Raw genomic sequence first — 14,906 nt, forward strand, 5'->3', positions numbered from 1 at the left:
CAGTTGATCGTTGTCGATGGGGCGGATCATATCCATGCAATTGAAGATGAAAATACCTACTACTACGTAGAAACGGTCATTCGTTGGGTCAAACCGCTGGATTCACCGCGATTTTTTACTCGGCACCTACCTATTCCCGGCATTGAACGGTCCGACTTTGCTTTTTTTGTGAAATTTGCCTATCGCAGAGATATGGGGAGATTCCGCAACGTCTTTCGACCGAATTACGCGCAAAAGCTGTCGCTGCTGGCAACACTGCCGCTGATTGTGGCCGTGGCGGCGATTGCCATTCTCGTCGCGCATCAGTCGCGCAAACTGGCCGAACGTGAAATCGATCAGCTTGAGGCACAGCTGATCGAAGCCAAAAAGGCCGAACTGCGCAACTATGTCACCCAAGCTCGCAACGGATTTTACTTTGTCTACGGCTCGGCCCAACCCGATGATCAGGCGGCCAAGGATCAGGTCGCGCAAATCCTGTCGGCAATGATCTACGGCGATGACGGGTTCTTTTTTGTCTATGACTATGACGGTACCAATCTGGTCAGCCCGCGCCAAACCGACCTGATCAACAAGAACTGGAGCGGCCTGACCGACAGTGAGGGCACACCAGTCGTGGACGAACTGATCCGGATCGCCCGACAAGGTGCGGGGTATCACACCTATCTGTGGCCTAAACCTTCGACCGGGGAAGAGGCACAGATGATCACCTACGTCACCAGCTTTCCCAGCTGGCAGTGGGCTGTTGGAACCGGGGTGTTCATTGACGATGTTGTCGCATCGATCGCCGCCGCCCGGGCCGAGGTCGAAGCTCGCGTACGCCGGACATTCTATTATATCGGCGGAATTACTTTGGCGGCAGTGCTGGTCGTTTTTGCATCCGGCATGCTCCTGAATTTCCGGGAAAGGCGGCTGGCGGATGCCAAACTGAAGGAACTGACGCAACGGGTTCTCGACGCGCAAGAGGAAGAGCGGGGCCGAGTGGCGCGCGAACTGCATGACGGGATCAGCCAGATTCTCGTCGGTGTACGCTACGCGCTGGACAATGCCCGGCGGCGGCTTGCGCGGGGCGATGACGACGGGGCCCACGCCCCATTGGACAAGGGGATCGAGCATCTCGGCACCGCAATCACCGAGGTGCGCCGCATCAGCCGCGATTTGCGCCCAGGTGTGCTGGACGATCTGGGCCTTGGCCCCGCAGTGAAGGCGCTGACCGACGATTTCCGCGAGCGTACGGGGATTGAGACCGAATTCTCGACCGTCGTGTTTCGAAACCGGTTGGATCAGGACGCCAAGATCGCCCTTTACCGTATCGCACAAGAAGCCCTGACCAATATCGAACGCCACGCCGACGCAACGCATGTTACAATTGATCTGCGCGGTCACAAAAAGGGTGCCACCATGCGCATCACCGACAATGGTCGCGGCCTGCCCCGCGAGGCTGAAGGCGTCAGCACCGGGATCGGGCTGCGCAACATGCAGGAACGCATCGAACAGCTTGACGGATCACTGCGTATTCTGTCATCACGCAGCCCGCACGGCGGCACCGTGATCGAGGTTACCCTGCCGCTTAGCCACTTGCTTCCGCCGCAGGAAGACGCAACTCCGAACCGAAAGGCCGGTACATGAGCGCACAGTCGATCCGGGTCCTGATCGTGGATGACCACCCGATGGTGGCCGAAGGGATTCAGTCGATCCTTGAAAGCTATCCCGACATCGAAGTGGTCTGCACACTAGGCACCGGGCAAGAAGCCGTTGATCAAGTTGCCGATCTGTCCCCCGATGTGATCCTGATGGATCTGAACATGCCTGGCCTAGGCGGGCTCAGCGCCACCGAGATGATTTTGGAGCGCCTGCCCGAGACCCGCATCCTGATCCTGTCGATGCATGACAGCCCCGAATACATTTCGACCGCACTGAACCACGGGGCCAAGGGTTATGTCCTCAAGGACGTACCGACGGATGAGATCAAACAGGCCATCGACGCGGTGATGCGCGGCGAACAGTACCTTTGCACCGGTGCCAGCGGGTCGCTGCAGCCCAAACAAGACAGCGCACGTGAGGCGCTGACCGGCCGTGAGCAGACCATCCTGCTGGAACTGGCGCAGGGAAAGTCCAACAAAGAGGTGGCGCAGACCTTGGAAATCTCTGTGCGCACGGTGGAAACTCACCGCAAGAACATCAAACGCAAACTGGGTATCTCATCCACTGCGGGCCTGACCCGATACGCGCTGGAACACGGTGTCCTGCAAGGCACCAGCCCCGGTTTCTAAACACGCCCGCAGCGCGCAGCGCTGCCCGGCCTAACCGGAGGAGATGCGCCGCAGGTGTATTGACAACGGGCGGGAGGGCCTACCCCCTCGGGCTGATATCCTGTCCAAAGAATACCAACGTCCCGTCTTCGTCGATAACGTGAAACTCGCGCTGCAGATAGGGTTGATCAAACGGCGGGCGCACGCGCCCTTCGGGCAGATCAGCCAATCCCGGCAGCAAACTGTCGTACAAATCGTCGATCTCGTCGACGTCTATGTAAAACGACTGATCTTCTCCCAACGGGCGACCATCATCGCGTGGTGGGCATTCCAACAACCGTATGGCCACGGACCCCAGTGACAAAAAGGCGTAATTGTCCTGCCGAAACCCGCAAGAAAATCCCAAACGGTCGCAGTAGAAATCAATCTGCTTTTGCAGGGAAGAACACAGAACAAATGGCGTAAGCTGTATAATCTTAGGCATCGGACCCTCCGGTCGCTGAAAACCTCTTTATTTTAACCCCAGATTTTTTCAGTCCAGCAATTGATCCTTTCGCATCCCTTCTCGCGCATGATGATGCGGTAACACACGCCCATAAAGTTGTCGTGTGCGTTCAACCCCGCCGCACATCCCTTCGGCTTCAACGAACGAGAAAATCCCAACATATCGGGTGCGCGCACCCGTAACTGGCGCCACCCTATGCAGCGCGTACCGTCCCTTGAAAATCTGTAGGTCCCCCGGTTGCAACTCTAGCTCTCGCACCCGTGCCCTGTCTCCGTCCAGAACCGAGGCCACGGACTTGAAGTTTTCATCCTCGGCCGTGCGCAGGTTCGGCACATATTCAAAGGTGCCCCCGACTTCTCCATTCTGAATGGCCAGCGTAACGGTGTAGTTGTTGGTGTCGAAATGCCAGGGAAAGCCCTGCCCCTCTTCGACCACGTTAATGATCACATCTGCCAGCGGATCATCATAGCGAAAGAACCGATCCTCGGGCTCGTCCAATGCGTCACGGACAAAAGGCATGAACCATTCATATTCGTAAATCCGCCGCAAAGGACCCGACGTGGGGAAATTATCTGCGGGAACAAAGGCGTTTGAGCGGTCATAAAAACGGCGTATCGGATGCCCGATCCCAAAGCGCGGATCATCCTTAGTGAAATAGGCGTTGGTCCTGTTGAAAGAGCGATGCGCTTGTGGGGCAACCTCATCCGCCTCGCGCACCAGCAACTCCAAACCGTCCTCATGCACAAATCCTGGCAGAACCGCGCAGCCGTCTTGATCAAGTTCTTTCCGCACATCTGCAATCGTCTGATCATAGCCCCGCGACCCGGGCCGATCGATCGGATACCGCCCTAGATCTATGAGGTCTTGCAACATTCTTCGCCTCCCTTATCTGTTCAACTGAGACCAGCGTGCCGCACAGAACCGGGTCGCTCATGTCAATTTTGGACATTGCCTTGACGCTTTCAGACCTGCCATTTGCCAGCCCAAATCATCATGAGCGGGCAGAAATTCGCGGAAATTCCCAACCTGCGGCAATCTGCGCAATAAAATGTCGCAAAATCTGCATCTCAGGTTACAAAATTGGTACGATTGCCTGTTGACGCCCCTTTCGCCCGCCCATAATGTCCCTGCCAAGCTGAAAAGGAGCCTCTGGCGATGAAAGCGCTAGTCGTAATCGTAGGAAACACGCGCATGGGCCGGTAACGGTAAACCATAATCGAACCCATGCGCCTCCGAAAAATCTCGGGGGCTTTTTTTATGCTAAACGCAAGACACATGTCGCGAACGGAGCAAAGCAGATGACACGTGAGATGACCGGCGCAAAAATGGTAGTTCAGGCCCTCAAGGATCAGGGCGTGGACACGGTATTCGGATACCCCGGTGGCGCCGTGCTACCGATCTATGATGAGATCTTTCTGCAAAACGACATTCGGCACGTTCTGGTGCGCCACGAACAGGGCGCGGTTCACGCCGCCGAAGGCTATGCCCGGTCAACCGGCAAACCCGGCGTTGCACTGGTGACTTCTGGCCCCGGCGCCACTAACGCGGTGACCGGCCTGACCGATGCGCTGCTGGATTCGATCCCGATTGTGGTTCTGACTGGGCAGGTTCCGACCTTCATGATCGGCTCGGACGCCTTTCAAGAGGCCGACACAGTCGGTATCACCCGCCCTTGCACCAAGCATAACTGGCTGGTGAAGGACTCGGATTCGCTGTCTGAGACGATGCATGAGGCATTTCACGTCGCCATCTCGGGCCGCCCCGGGCCGGTGCTGGTCGATATTCCCAAAGACGTTCAGTTTGCCTCGGGTGAATATACCGCGCCAAAACCGTCAACATCGCACTACCAACCGGTTCTGAAAGGCGATCTGGAAGAGATCACCGAACTGGTTGCGGCAATCGAGACCGCAAAGAAGCCGGTCTTTTACACTGGCGGCGGCGTCATCAACTCGGGCCCTGCTGCCAGCCAATTGCTGCGCGAATTGGTTGATGCGACGGGCTTTCCGGTCACCTCGACCCTGATGGGGTTGGGCGCCTATCCGGCTTCGGGCGAGAACTGGCTGGGCATGCTGGGGATGCACGGCCTGTACGAGGCCAATCTGGCCATGCATGACTGCGACCTGATGATCAACGTTGGCGCACGGTTCGACGACCGGATCACCGGACGGATTGATGCGTTCTCGCCGAACTCGAAAAAGGCGCATATCGACATTGATCCCTCGTCGATCAACAAGGTGATCCGCGTGGACATCCCGATTGTCGGCGACGTGGCACATGTGCTTGAGGATATCCTCAAGGTCTGGAAGTCGCGCGGGCGCAAAACCGATGCGGCTGCCGTCAAGAAATGGCAGGCGCAGATCAGCGACTGGCGCAAGGTGAATTGCCTGGCATTCACCAACAGCGAAAAGACCATCAAACCGCAACATGCGCTGCAACGCCTTGAAGAGCTTACCAAAAAGCACGACCGCTACATCACGACCGAGGTCGGTCAGCATCAAATGTGGGCGGCGCAGTATCTTGGGTTCGAAGACCCCAACCGCTGGATGACCTCGGGTGGTTTGGGCACGATGGGCTATGGTTTCCCGGCCTCTGTTGGGGTGCAGATGGCGCACCCGGACGCGCTGGTGATCAACGTGGCCGGTGAGGCGTCGTGGCTGATGAACATGCAGGAAATGGGCACGGCTGTTCAGTACCGCCTGCCCGTGAAACAGTTCATCCTGAACAACGAACGCCTCGGCATGGTCCGTCAGTGGCAGGAGCTGCTGCATGGCGAGCGGTATTCGCATTCGTGGTCCGAGGCCCTGCCCGATTTCGTCAAGCTGGCCGAGGCGTTCGGCGCCAAAGGCATCCTGTGTTCTGACCCTGCCGATCTGGATGACGCGATCATGGAGATGATCAACTATGACGGTCCGGTGATTTTTGACTGTCTGGTGGAAAAGCACGAGAACTGCTTCCCAATGATCCCGTCTGGAAAGGCACATAACGAGATGTTGCTGGGCGAGGCCGAAACGCAGGGCGTGATCGACTCCAAAGGCTCGGTTCTGGTTTGACGAAATTTGTTGGGCGCGGCGGCGCGCCCAACACCACAAGGATGATGAAAGGGACGTAAATGTCTGCCCTACATATCAAAAAAGGTTCTACCCGCCATTCTGCCTATAACCTACGCCCGACCTTTTCGGACGTGCAGGAGCGCCACACGATTGCGGTTCTGGTCGAAAACGAACCCGGTGTCTTAGCCCGTGTGATCGGGTTGTTCTCGGGCCGAGGTTACAACATCGAAAGCCTGACCGTAGCCGAGGTCGATCACACCGGGCATCTGAGCCGTATCACCATCGTCACCACCGGTACGCCGCAAGTGATCGAGCAGATCAAGGCGCAGCTGGGTCGTATCGTCACCGTTCACGACGTGCATGATTTGACCGTCGAAGGCGACGCGGTCGAGCGGGAGCTGGCGATCATCAAAGTGGTTGGCGCAGGCGACAAAAGGGTCGAGGCGCTGCGTCTGGCCGATATCTTCCGCGCCAACGTGGTCGACAGCACGCTGAACTCTTTCATTTTTGAAATCACCGGAGCCCCGGACAAAATCGACGCCTTTGCCGATCTGATGCGCCCTCTGGGTCTGGTCGAAGTGGCCCGCACTGGCGTTGCGGCCCTGCTGCGTGGCGAGTAACATTTACCCCACCCTGTCGGCTCGCGCATGGGTGGGGGAACTCTGGCCTGTCATGCTGCCTTGTAAGCTAAAACTGGCCGAATAACGTTTATTGGCGCCAAAGCGCCCAAAAAGATCACACAAAACAAGATAAAGCCTATTGCGTTTGTAAGATTGGACGTTAGCCTCTGGGGGTGACGTGGCGTTGGGATGCGCCCGTTCGTGTCATCTGTACGATATGTGCGTTATGTCGACCGTCAGGTCGAACATGTTGCGTACTATAAAACAAGTCGCGAGAACCTGGGACACCTATGACCAAAGACATCCGCAACCCGGACGAATTGCGCAGGATGTTCGGCGCCAATCTCAGACAACTTGCGCAGCAATATACATCAGTATCAGAACTTTGCCGACAATTGGGCGTCAACCGGACGCAATTCAACCGATACCTTGGTGGCGAGAGTTTTCCAAGACCTGACGTACTTGACCGGATTTGCCGGTTTTTCGAAGTGGACGCCCGTATTCTGCTGCGCCCGCTGGACGAGATCGACCGCTCTCCGACACATCCCGCAGCGTCTGCCCTTACAGATTTTCTGGGCTCGGGCCCCACAACACTGACCGAGAACCTGTTTCCGGCGGGGTTCTACTATGCGACGGAGACCGAACTGGATGATCCTAAGCCCTCGCGTCATCGGTTGATTCACGCGCGCCGGTTGCCGCAATGCACGCTGGTGCGTGGTTATGAGCCGCGCCCTGGCATGCCGAGCGCCGCTCCGACAGAACGTGAAGTGCAAGGCATCGCCGCCTGTGCTGGCCGGCAGATTTATATCCTGATGTCCAGCCGAGCCTCGCAAAACAGCCGTATTTATCTGGTAACGCGCGGGACCGATGAGCATTCGGACCGTTGGCGCGGGGTGGCTATCTGTTTGTCCAGAACGACCGCCAGCGAGACAACGACCCGGCGCATTCTACTGCGTCATCTGGGCGAAGACCCTTCGGCCGTTCTGGCAGCGGCGCGAACAGCCCGCCGTGCAGAACGCTCGCTACAGCAAGCGGCAAGCTGACGTCACGCAGCGTTTTCGCCCGACGCTTGAGTGATCAGCCGATATAAATGCCAGCTAGCATGCCCCAACAGCGGCAGCACAAAAAACAAGCCCAAAAACCACGGAATCATGGCTAGAAAAGTCAGGATGGCGATAAAGATTCCCCACAACAACATGACGCTGAAATGATCACGGACATAGCTGAAACTGGCGATCATAGCGGTCACGAAATCCAGCTCTCGGTCCAACAGCATGGGGATGGAAAGTACGGTGATCATATAAAGCACCGTCGCAAACACAGCACCCACGACGCTTCCCACAGCCAACATCGTCAACCCGTTGGCGGTCAAATACACCTCTAACGATGTCGACACGTTTGTCATCGTCGACAACCCCATGAACAGGGCAAAGATCATGTGGCCCAGAAAGAACCAGAATAAAAACATCACCACAATAATCGCGCATATCGAGGGCAACTGACGGCGCCCCTGCTGCACCACCACTCCGAAAATGGACTTAAATTCCAAGGTCTCACCCTGCTCCAGCCTGTGCGAGACTTCATACATCCCCACCGCCGCAAAGGGCCCCAGCAAAGGAAACCCGATAGCAGCCAGAACCAACCAGTACGACGTGCTCGTCTGCAAGGTGATCCAGGCCATGAACCAACCGGCCAGCACGTAAAACCCCGCAAACAGAAGCCCAAAAACCGGAGCCCGACGAAAGTCTGTCCAGGCCCGGCGCAGGGCTTCGCGCAACATCCCCAAATTCACCGGCCCCATTTCCGGAACACCAAATGGCTTGTCCATGTTCTGTCCTCCTCCCTTGCCGACCCTACGGTTGGGCCGGTCGTTTTTGCGGCCACATGGTGGCGGCGTGATAGGCTGCGCCAATCGACAGGATGCGGGCGTCGGAGCCGCGTGGACCAAACACCTGAATTCCCATCGGTAATCCTTTGGCTCCGAAACCCGCCGGTGCTGACAGGCAGGGCAAGCCGATCAGGCTGACTGGCACCATGACCTCCATCCACCGATGATAGGTATCCATCCCTCGCCCCGCAATTTCCGTTGGGTATGGCGTCTCAATCTCAAAGGGCCAAACCTGCGCAGACGGCAACACCATGGCATCATAATCACGCATTAACTCTGCCAGGCATCGAAACCATTCGGACCGGATGACGCTGGCTTCATGCACTTGCATCGCCGTCAGAGTCTGCCCTCGGGCCAACTCCCATTGCGCCGTGTCTTTCAGCACGTCACGTTGATCTGCAAGCGGCGCAAGGCTTGCGGCCACGCTCCAGGATCGCAGGGTTATCCAACTCTCCCAAAGGCGCTCAGCCTCAAATGGCGGCGCAACGGGGATGACCTCGGCCCCCAGCTGAGTGAACACATTCAAAGCACTTTCACATTGCGCGTGTATGCCATCCTCAAATGGATAAGCCCCTCCCCAGTCATCCAGCCACCCAATCCGCACGCCGCGCATGTCTGCCGCCTGCACCGGCGACACTATGGGGGTGGCCCCACCAAAAGGCTGCCGCACATCCGGCCCTGAGATCACGTCCAGCAACAGGCCCAGATCCTCGGGGCTGCGCGCCATCGGGCCAAGCGTGGACAGCTGATGCAGAAAGCCATCACCTACCGGTTCCGACGGCACCCGCCCCCAACTTGGCCGAAACCCGTAAACATTGTTCCAGGCCGCCGGGTTGCGTAGGCTGCCCATCGCGTCTGACCCATCCGCAAGCGCCACCATCCCGGTCGCCAGCGCCACCGCCGCGCCGCCGGATGACCCGCCGCAGGTCCGGGCCGGATTATAAGGGTTCGTCGTCGCGCCATGGACCGGATTAAAAGTATGGGACCCCAGCCCGAATTCGGGAACATTGGTCTTGCCGATCAGGATCGCCCCGGCCGCCCGCATCCGCGCGGCAATCAGATCATCCCTTTGCGCAATGTGATCCCTAAAAATCGGAGATCCCTGCGACGTTACGATCCCCGCCACGTTCACCAGATCTTTGACCGCAATCGGCAATCCATGCAGGGGGCCACGGATTGGACCAGAATCCAAAGCGCGGGCCTCGGTCATCAAATCATCCCGCTCGCGCAAAGCCACAATGGCGTTCGCGGCCTCGTTGACCCCGCCAATCCGCTCCAGCGTTTGCTGCATCACCTCTTGCGCCGACACCTGCCGGTCCGTCAGCGCGTTCAACAGGTCACTTGCAGTTGCTTGGCTCAGATTCATCCCAGGCTCGTCCCTTTTGCAAGGTCAACCTAGCCGGGGCATCCCCCCATTTAAACCCACTGTTTAAATGAATCTTTTCCGTTCCCACAGAAAACCGGGATCCGCTTCATCTGGCTAAAAATATATCGGGGGAGGCTCCGCTTGCGGAGACCGGGCAAAGCCCCTGTCCGTCCTAGTCGCCCTGCGCCTCGGACCGGCTTTTGCCCGCCACGTTCAACGCCAGTGTGGCTGCCATGAACCCATCCAGATCACCATCCAGCACACCCTTGGTGTCTGATGTCTCATGGTTGGTGCGCAGATCCTTGACCATCTGATAAGGCTGCAGGACATAGGACCGGATTTGGTTGCCCCAGCCCGCGTCGCCCTTGGCCTCGTGCGCAGCGTTGATATCCGCGTTGCGGCGATCCAGCTCTTGCTGATACAGGCGCGACTTCAGCGCCTTCATCGCAATATCGCGGTTTTGGTGCTGCGACTTCTCGGAACTGGTCACAACGATCCCGGTCGGAATGTGCGTAATCCGAACCGCCGAGTCAGTGGTGTTCACGTGCTGACCACCCGCGCCCGAGGACCGGTATGTATCGATACGGATGTCCGAGGGGTTCACCTCGATCTCAATATTGTCGTCGACCACCGGATAGACCCAAACTGAGCTGAACGACGTATGCCGCTTAGCCGCCGAGTCATACGGTGAAATCCGCACCAACCGGTGCACACCACTTTCAGACTTCAACCAGCCATAGGCGTTATGACCGGAAATCTTGTAGGCGGCGGATTTAATCCCCGCCTCTTCACCCGAGGTCTCGGATTGCAGCTCGACGGTATAGCCCTTTTTCTCGGCCCAACGCACATACATCCGCGCCAGCATCGAGGCCCAGTCGCAGCTTTCCGTGCCACCCGCGCCCGAGTTGATTTCGAGGAACGTATCGTTGCCATCAGCCTCGCCATCCAGCAGCGCCTCCAGCTCTTTCTTGGCGGCTTTGGCCTTCAGGCTTTTGATGGCGTTTTCGGCGTCGGTGACAACCTCTTCGTCCTCCTCCATCTCGCCCAGTTCGATCAATTCGATATTGTCGCTTAGATCGGTTTTGATGGTTTCATAGGTTTCGATGGCATCAACCAACATCTGACGTTCGCGCATCAGTTTCTGCGCGTTCTCGGGGTTGTCCCAAAGGTTGGGGTCCTCGACGCGCGCGTTAAATTCCTCAAGGCGGTGGGGCGCAGTTTCATAGTCCATACGCTGCGCCAGCAGCTCCAGCGACTTTTCAATTTCCGCCACGGTATTCTGGGTTTCGGCGCGCATGGTCTTGTCCCAACTTGCTCAATCAGGCCTGCGTGATAGCAAGAGGTTCGGGGCACCACAAGACAGCGGAGCCCCGAAACATATCGGTTATTAGTAAAGCCCACCGGTCGAGAGATCACCCTGGCTGGCATTGGGGCCAACAGTGACGGTATTCCCGGTTGATGTGGTCACCTGACGGCCGGTGTTGACCTCTTCGAACAGCGGCAGGTCCGAACCAACCGCAAAGCCGCCGTCATACACGCGGTCAATAAAGCCGTCGACGCCATCGCGGAAATACTCGGCAACGACATAATCCCCGGTCGCATCCGCAGGCAGGCGCGCGCCACTGAAACGGTCGATTTTGATAAAGTGGCCACCCTCGGGCACTTCAAACGGACCGCCGCCATATTTCTCGACAGCTTTTTCCATAAAGCTTTGGAAAACCGGGCCACACATGGTGCCGCCATAGGCCCCCCGCCCCATCGGGCGCGGGCGGTCATACCCGATATAGCAGCCGGCCACGATATTGGACGTAAAGCCGATGAACCACGCATCTTTGGATTCGTTGGTCGTACCGGTTTTACCCGCTGTGGGCACGGGCAGATTAACGACGCTCGACGCAGTTCCCCGATCCACCACGCCCTTCATCATCGACGTCAGCTGATACGCGGTGATCGCATCCATAACCTGCCAGCGATCGGTCACGATCGTGGGCGACTCGTCCGGCTCCAGCCAGCTAGAGTTACAGTCCACACACTGACGGTCGTCATGTCGGTAAATCGTCTTGCCGAACCGGTCCTGAATTCGGTCGACCAGAGTGGGCTCGACCCGTTCGCCACCATTGGCGAACATCGCATAAGCCGCGACCATCTTGTACAACGTGGTTTCCTCGGACCCCAGCGAGTTGGCAAGGAACGCACCCATCCGATCGTAAACACCAAAACGCTCAGCGTAGCCCGCGACAACCGGCATCGTGACCTCTTGCGCCAGACGGATCGTCATCAGGTTCCGCGACTGCTCGATCCCGGTGCGCAGTGGCGTCGGACCATAGAACTTGTTTGTCGAGTTCTTGGGCCGCCACAAACCCTGCGGCGTGTTCACCTCGATCGGGGCATCCACCACGATTGTTGCTGGGCTATAACCACTGTCCAGTGCCGCCGCGTAAACAAAAGGCTTAAAGCTGGACCCCGGCTGGCGCTGCGCCTGCGTGGCGCGGTTGAACACTGTATCCTGATACGAGAAACCGCCCTGCATTGCCAGAACACGGCCCGAATTCACGTCCATCGCGACAAATCCGCCCTGTACTTCGGGAATTTGACGCGCCGACCACTGACCTTCTTCGCCGGCCATGACCAGGATGACGTCACCACGTTTGAAATTGGCGGCGAAATCGCCCTGCATCCATTTGATATCGGAACGGGGCACAACGCCGTCGGCTGGGCCGTTCTCGATACCGACCGTTAGGGATTGATCGGCCACGTTCAAAACCACCGCCGGATACCACCGCGTTGGCAGCACTACGTCGCGCGGGATTTCCAAGATCGCCAACGCCTCGCGCCACTGGGCTTCATCGGTCAGTTTATCTTCGGCGATCACTTCTTTCGTGCCGCGCCATTTACCGCGTGAGCGGTCGTATTTCTGCAGCGCGGTACGCAGAGCCTTGGCCGCTTCAACCTGCATCTCTTCGTCCACCGAGGCGCGGACGGTAAAACCGCCAGTAAAGAACTCACCCTCGCCGAAATCCTCGCTCAGCTGGCGGCGGATTTCGTCGGTGAAATAGTCACGTGGCGGCAGCGCAGTGCGGAAGCTTTCGAAATCGCCATTCTGGACCGAGCGCAGCGGCTGGTCGACCTCGGTCTCATAGGTCGCCTTATCGATATAGCCATTCTGGTGCATTTCGCGCAGCACATAATCACGGCGCGCCAGCAGGCGTTCTTTCTGGCGAACTGGATGGTAATCGGACGGCGCTTTGGGCATTGCGGCCAGTGTGGCCGCCTCATGCGGGGCCAGTTCCTGCAACGTCTTGTTGAAATAGGTCTGCGCCGCAGCCGTCACACCATACGAGTTCTGGCCCAGAAAGATCTCGTTCATATAAAGTTCGAGAATCTGTTCCTTGTCCAGCGTATCCTCAAGCCGGGTGGCGAGGATGATTTCCTTGATCTTGCGCTCGGCCCGGCGGTCGCCGGACAGCAGGAAGTTCTTCATCACCTGCTGCGTGATCGTGGACGCACCACGCACGTTTTCACCCTTGGATTTCACAGCCTCGACACCGGCAGCGATGATGCCGCGCGGGTCATAGCCTTGATGCGTGTAAAAGTTCTTGTCCTCGGCCGAGATGAACGCCTGCTTCACCAGGTCGGGAATTTCTTCGGACGGGGTAAACAAGCGGCGTTCCTGCGCGAACTCGTCGATCAGTTGACCTTCGCCCGAATAAATCCGGCTGATCGTCGGCGGCTTGTATTGCGCCAGCGATTCATGGCTGGGCAGGTCACGCCCATACATCCAGAACACCGCGCCGATCACCAGCGCAGCCATGAAGATACCCAGGGTGACGAGGCTGAAGATCGCCCCGAAAAACGAAAGAATGAAACGGATCACGTTACTGCCTTTTACTCGCGCTGCCGCCTATATAGTGGTGCCCCGGCGCAGGGTCAAAACACGATGGCCAATTTTAGCCGGTTTGCGCCGCAGGGTCACTGCCCAATCAGGGCGCGTTTAACCAGATCGTCCTGCCGCCATTGCTCCAGCCCGGTCAGGATTCCGCGCGCCATCCGTTTGCGCCATTCTGGATTCGTGACGTTTTTTAGATCTCTGGGGCTGGACAGAAACCCAAGCTCGACCAAAATCGACGGGATATCCGCCGCCTTAAGTACAGAAAAAGATGCCGTGCGGATCGGTCTGTTGTTCATTGGCCCGCCCTGCTGCGTCATCCCGTCGGCCACGGCCCGCGCCAACGCGTCGGTGCGTGGTTTGGTCTCTTGCCGCGCGATATCCAGCAGGATGTCGGCCACCTGGTCGTCGGCACCGCTGAGGTCCACGCCCGAGATCAGATCGCCCCTATCGTGACGTTCGGCCAATTTGTGGCTGGCAACGTCCGAGGCATCGTCGGACAGTGTATAGACCGCCGCACCATGCGCGCGACCCTCGGAGAGACTATCGGCATGAAGCGAGATGAACACGTCCGCACCCGCCCGATGCGCCAGAGCTATGCGCCGTTCGAGGCTGACAAAATGGTCGTCCACACGGGTCATCACCACCTGATATCCCCCGGCCCGAAGCAGTGTTTCCCGCAACTCGCGCGCGAAGGTCAGCATCAGGGTCTTCTCGTTAGATCCCGCGACCTCGGCCCCCGGATCAATACCGCCGTGGCCTGGGTCCAGCATCACCAGCAAAGGGCGTGTTCCGTTTGGACCGGGCTTGGCAGGCGTCACCGACGGTTCCGGCAGGTCCCATCCTGGCTGGCGCGGCGCCCCGGCGCTGGCCGCGAAACTGTCGAAATCGGTGCCGCTCAGACCAAGCGACAGGTGCGCTGTTCCATTGACCTGATCCACCCTCAAGTCAGAGGTATCAACGGCCAGTGGTGCGCCCAGCTCCAACACCATGCGCGACCAGCCGGGAACATAGGCGCCGAATTGCACACCACTGATCCGGTCGGTTTGCAGGAAAGTGTCGGCGTCCAGGCCGGTCCAGTCGACCTCCTGAAAATCCAGCACGACACGGTACGGATCGCGCAGTGTGAAGACACGGTAAGGAACGCCCTGACTGAGGCCAAGTTCAACGCGAACTCCGGCGCGGCCATCTTTAGTTATGCGGCTATCGTCGGGCAAAACCCGCGCAAGCGCGCTGAAATCATGTGCGAGCGCAGCACTGCTCAGCGCCCAGATCAGCGCGATGGCGTAGAAAATCCTGCTCATGGCCTCAAGTTTTCCCGAGATCGTTTGACGGTCAGACT

12 protein-coding genes are annotated in these 14,906 nt (G+C 58.2%); 5 read left to right on the forward strand and 7 right to left on the reverse strand.

From position 1 onward, the window contains the following. The first annotated feature begins 192 nt into the window (after nucleotides 1-192). Together ACR0B8_RS06650 and ACR0B8_RS06655 are read left to right on the forward strand one after the other, a co-directional pair. Entirely contained in the window at nucleotides 193-1,626 is a 1,434-nt protein-coding gene (locus ACR0B8_RS06650) for a cache domain-containing protein (protein ID WP_170349423.1), read from the forward strand. Next, the gene (locus ACR0B8_RS06655; protein WP_170349009.1) at nucleotides 1,623-2,270 is read left to right on the forward strand and encodes a response regulator transcription factor; all 648 of its coding nucleotides are present in this window, start codon (nucleotides 1,623-1,625) and stop codon (nucleotides 2,268-2,270) included. The genes ACR0B8_RS06650 and ACR0B8_RS06655 overlap by 4 nt, the downstream gene beginning before the upstream one ends. Before the next feature lie 79 nt (nucleotides 2,271-2,349). Here ACR0B8_RS06655 and ACR0B8_RS06660 read toward each other — a convergent pair whose 3' ends face one another. Next, a complete protein-coding gene (locus ACR0B8_RS06660; protein ID WP_170349010.1) occupies nucleotides 2,350-2,733 on the reverse strand; it encodes a bleomycin resistance protein in 384 nt (127 codons plus the stop codon). A 48-nt stretch (nucleotides 2,734-2,781) separates the two neighbouring features. Beyond that, nucleotides 2,782-3,627, reverse strand: coding sequence for a HalD/BesD family halogenase (locus tag ACR0B8_RS06665; RefSeq protein WP_170349011.1), 846 nt, complete (start codon nucleotides 3,625-3,627; stop codon nucleotides 2,782-2,784). A gap of 425 nt (nucleotides 3,628-4,052) precedes the next feature. On the opposite strand from ACR0B8_RS06665, the gene ACR0B8_RS06670 reads away from it, so the two are divergent. The 3 genes from ACR0B8_RS06670 to ACR0B8_RS06680 all read left to right on the forward strand — a co-directional run bounded on the left by ACR0B8_RS06670 (nucleotide 4,053) and on the right by ACR0B8_RS06680 (nucleotide 7,467). Continuing rightward, nucleotides 4,053-5,804, forward strand: a complete 1,752-nt coding sequence (locus ACR0B8_RS06670; RefSeq protein WP_480658116.1) for an acetolactate synthase 3 large subunit — start codon at nucleotides 4,053-4,055, stop codon at nucleotides 5,802-5,804. 59 nt (nucleotides 5,805-5,863) lie between these two features. Further along, nucleotides 5,864-6,424, forward strand: coding sequence for an acetolactate synthase small subunit (gene ilvN / locus ACR0B8_RS06675; protein ID WP_170349013.1), 561 nt, complete (start codon nucleotides 5,864-5,866; stop codon nucleotides 6,422-6,424). 290 nt (nucleotides 6,425-6,714) lie between these two features. Next, on the forward strand, nucleotides 6,715-7,467 hold the full coding sequence (locus tag ACR0B8_RS06680; RefSeq protein ID WP_226688333.1) for a helix-turn-helix domain-containing protein: 753 nt from the start codon (nucleotides 6,715-6,717) through the stop codon (nucleotides 7,465-7,467). Between the two features lie 2 nt (nucleotides 7,468-7,469). Here the strand turns inward: ACR0B8_RS06680 and ACR0B8_RS06685 are convergent, their stop codons facing one another. From ACR0B8_RS06685 to ACR0B8_RS06705, 5 genes are all read right to left on the reverse strand, one after another. Beyond that, the gene (locus tag ACR0B8_RS06685) at nucleotides 7,470-8,252 is read right to left on the reverse strand and encodes a DUF2189 domain-containing protein (protein ID WP_226688332.1); all 783 of its coding nucleotides are present in this window, start codon (nucleotides 8,250-8,252) and stop codon (nucleotides 7,470-7,472) included. Between the two features lie 25 nt (nucleotides 8,253-8,277). Next, the gene (locus ACR0B8_RS06690) at nucleotides 8,278-9,678 is read right to left on the reverse strand and encodes an amidase (RefSeq protein ID WP_170358913.1); all 1,401 of its coding nucleotides are present in this window, start codon (nucleotides 9,676-9,678) and stop codon (nucleotides 8,278-8,280) included. Between the two features lie 172 nt (nucleotides 9,679-9,850). Then, the gene (gene prfB / locus ACR0B8_RS06695) at nucleotides 9,851-10,975 is read right to left on the reverse strand and encodes a peptide chain release factor 2 (RefSeq protein ID WP_170349016.1); all 1,125 of its coding nucleotides are present in this window, start codon (nucleotides 10,973-10,975) and stop codon (nucleotides 9,851-9,853) included. A 90-nt stretch (nucleotides 10,976-11,065) separates the two neighbouring features. Then, entirely contained in the window at nucleotides 11,066-13,552 is a 2,487-nt protein-coding gene (locus ACR0B8_RS06700) for a penicillin-binding protein 1A (RefSeq protein WP_170549366.1), read from the reverse strand. Nucleotides 13,553-13,647: 95 nt separating this feature from the next. Next, nucleotides 13,648-14,868 carry an N-acetylmuramoyl-L-alanine amidase gene (locus ACR0B8_RS06705; RefSeq protein ID WP_480658113.1) on the reverse strand — a complete coding sequence of 407 codons (1,221 nt, stop codon included), beginning with the start codon at nucleotides 14,866-14,868 and terminating at the stop codon, nucleotides 13,648-13,650. Nucleotides 14,869-14,906 lie beyond the last annotated feature (38 nt).

The organism is Ruegeria sp. BH6 (assembly GCF_056538105.1).

Excerpts from the sequence above, each read along its gene's own strand:
- ACR0B8_RS06650 (WP_170349423.1), top strand. The coding sequence starts at position 193 with ATGGGGAGATTCCGCAACGTCTTTCGACCGAATTACGCGCAAAAGCTG.
- ACR0B8_RS06655 (WP_170349009.1), top strand. The coding sequence starts at position 1,623 with ATGAGCGCACAGTCGATCCGGGTCCTGATCGTGGATGACCACCCGATG.
- ACR0B8_RS06660 (WP_170349010.1), bottom strand. The coding sequence starts at position 2,733 with ATGCCTAAGATTATACAGCTTACGCCATTTGTTCTGTGTTCTTCCCTG.
- ACR0B8_RS06665 (WP_170349011.1), bottom strand. The coding sequence starts at position 3,627 with ATGTTGCAAGACCTCATAGATCTAGGGCGGTATCCGATCGATCGGCCC.
- ACR0B8_RS06670 (WP_480658116.1), top strand. The coding sequence starts at position 4,053 with ATGACACGTGAGATGACCGGCGCAAAAATGGTAGTTCAGGCCCTCAAG.
- ilvN (WP_170349013.1), top strand. The coding sequence starts at position 5,864 with ATGTCTGCCCTACATATCAAAAAAGGTTCTACCCGCCATTCTGCCTAT.
- ACR0B8_RS06680 (WP_226688333.1), top strand. The coding sequence starts at position 6,715 with ATGACCAAAGACATCCGCAACCCGGACGAATTGCGCAGGATGTTCGGC.
- ACR0B8_RS06685 (WP_226688332.1), bottom strand. The coding sequence starts at position 8,252 with ATGGACAAGCCATTTGGTGTTCCGGAAATGGGGCCGGTGAATTTGGGG.
- ACR0B8_RS06690 (WP_170358913.1), bottom strand. The coding sequence starts at position 9,678 with ATGAATCTGAGCCAAGCAACTGCAAGTGACCTGTTGAACGCGCTGACG.
- prfB (WP_170349016.1), bottom strand. The coding sequence starts at position 10,975 with ATGCGCGCCGAAACCCAGAATACCGTGGCGGAAATTGAAAAGTCGCTG.
- ACR0B8_RS06705 (WP_480658113.1), bottom strand. The coding sequence starts at position 14,868 with ATGAGCAGGATTTTCTACGCCATCGCGCTGATCTGGGCGCTGAGCAGT.